The organism is Streptomyces sp. NPDC031274 (genome assembly GCF_055570235.1).
Genome location: NZ_JBVIHP010000106.1, coordinates 1 through 2,162, shown reverse-complemented (window position 1 = coordinate 2,162; position 2,162 = coordinate 1). Strand labels below are relative to the sequence as shown.

Here is a 2,162-nt window from a genome sequence, read left to right as displayed (position 1 = left end):
CACACCTTCATCGGGAGTCGCGCAACATCTCCCACGCCGTACGCGATGCTTCCATGTGGATAGTGGGCCCCCGGCAGAGTCGGGAACCGGCCGCCGGTGACCTTAGAGGTCACCTCGGAGGTCAGCTCCCACAGCGGACGGGAGGTTGCCCCGGGCCGCCCGACGCACTCCACGGCTACGCTGCCCACCGCAGGCCGTTCTAGGGCCAGTTGAAACGGGGCGATCTTCGCGCAACCCTCACGCACAAGGGCGTTGATGTCCTCGACCTCCTTCTCGGGGACCTCATCGACCGGAGGTCCATGGAGCACGGTGATGTGGAACCACTCCGGACGCACCGGCGCCACGTTCGTCCGGTGGGTGAGCTCGCGGTACGGCTCGAACAGCTCCCGGCGCACCCATTCGGGATCGCACAGGATGTGCCAGTGATAGTCCTTGCGGCCTTCAGGCCAGCGGTGGATGACGGTGGAGAAGAAGTCCTTCACGATTCGTCCCTTCCTCGGAACACGCACACCTGGGGCTCTGCCCGGTCTTCGATGTGCGAGGCCAATTGGTCGATTACCGGTAGTCCCACAGGCCACTCATGTCCGTTGTCTGCATTCCCTTGAGTTCGTGGACGTAGCACATCGGCAGGCCCGGCCGCAGGCCAGGCCAGCGGGGGTTCACTCGATGAGGTTTGAACCCTGACGTTCCGTCGAGATTGCTGACGCTGCGCTGGGATTGTTGAAGCACGTTCAGGTCTCCTGATCTGGGGGTGCGATGAGCCTGGCAGTGGTGCGGTCGTTGGACACTCCGCGTCGGTTGGAGACGCCCCAGGAGTTCGAGGACTTTGAGCAGGAGGTCGTCGATCAGTACCTGCTCGCATGTCTGGGTGCGGGGGTGGAGGACAAGACTCTGGGCTCGGACCGGGCGACGGTGTTCGAGCTCTCTCGCTTCCTCGGACGCCCGGTATGGACCACGGCTCCAGAGGATGCGGACCGTTTTCTGGCTTGGCAGCGCCGGGAGTTGGGGCTGGCCAAGGGGACGGTGTACGGCAAGGCGATCCGGATTGCCCAGTTCTTCGACTTCCTGATCACCCGGTACCAGGGCGACATTCTGGCGCTGACCGACTGTCCCGTGCAGCAGCCGATCGACGACTACAACCGCCCCGCGCGGCCGGACTTCGCATCGAGCCGGGTGCCTCCCACGGACGCGGAGGTCGACCAGCTCTTCACCGGGTGGGCGCAGTCCCTCCCGAATGTTCGGAAGTACCTGACGGCCGCGCGGGACTACATGGCCTCCTCGCTGTGGCGACGGGTCGGCTTGCGGATCAACGAGTCCCGGATGCTGGACCTGCGTGATTGGCGACCCGAGCTCGGTGAGTACGGCAAGCTCCATGTCCGCTTCGGTAAGGGGAGTCGCCGACGAGGCCCGAAGCCGCGCATGGTCTCGGCCATCAACTCGGTGGACTCGCTGATGAATTGGTGGCTGACCGATGTCCGTCACCAGTTCGGAGACGACTGGCAGAGCCCGGATGCGCCACTGCTGCCCAGCGAACGCCGTGATCTGCAGACCGGGGCGTGCGGACGAGTCGGAGACGACGCGCTGCGGTCCGGCCTGGTCAGGGCCGTGGGCATCTGGTTGCCGGACTGGGCGGGGCGGCTGACGCCGCACGTGCTGCGGCACTACTGCGCGTCCTCGTTCTATCTCCGCGGCATGGACTTGAAGGCCATCCAGGAGGTCCTTGGTCACGAATGGCTCTCCACCACGACCCGGTACATCCACGTTCACAGCAACCACATCGAGCACGCCTGGGCCGAGGCGAACGACCGCGTCGCGGCCCGGCTGCTGACCTGAAGGGAGTGACGTCGTGCGGTGGAATCTGCGGATGAAGGCCGCGGAGCGCGGCATCTGGAAGTCCGCCGAGATGCGGCGCCGGCTGGCTGATGCCGGACTGGAGATCAGCGCCGGGAAGATGTCCGGGCTCTGGACCGGCACCCCGACCACGATCCGGCTCGACGACCTCGATGTCATCTGCGCGGTCCTGGAGTGCGAACCCACCGACCTGCTGATCCGCGAGCCGGAGAAGGTGGCCGCGCTGCGCCCCGCCCAGCCGGAGACGGCAACAGAGGCGGCAGTTGGGCGGGTTGTGCCCCGGCTCGGCCGCAACCGCTCGGTGCCCCCGG

Annotated in this window: 3 protein-coding genes; 2 read left to right on the top strand and 1 reads right to left on the bottom strand. The window is 66.4% G+C overall.

Annotation, left to right across the window (positions count from 1 at the left end):
* The coding region (locus tag ACZ5CR_RS43920; RefSeq protein ID WP_468868904.1) for a 2'-5' RNA ligase family protein at nucleotides 1-482 on the bottom strand (482 nt) is incomplete at its 3' end.
* 274 nt (nucleotides 483-756) lie between these two features.
* On the opposite strand from ACZ5CR_RS43920, the gene ACZ5CR_RS43915 reads away from it, so the two are divergent.
* Nucleotides 757-1,833: a tyrosine-type recombinase/integrase gene (locus tag ACZ5CR_RS43915; protein ID WP_468868901.1), complete on the top strand. Its 1,077-nt coding sequence runs from the start codon at nucleotides 757-759 to the stop codon at nucleotides 1,831-1,833.
* Nucleotides 1,834-1,846: 13 nt separating this feature from the next.
* Nucleotides 1,847-2,162, top strand: a 316-nt coding sequence (locus tag ACZ5CR_RS43910) for a helix-turn-helix domain-containing protein (RefSeq protein ID WP_468868899.1), incomplete at its 3' end; no start/stop codon positions are given.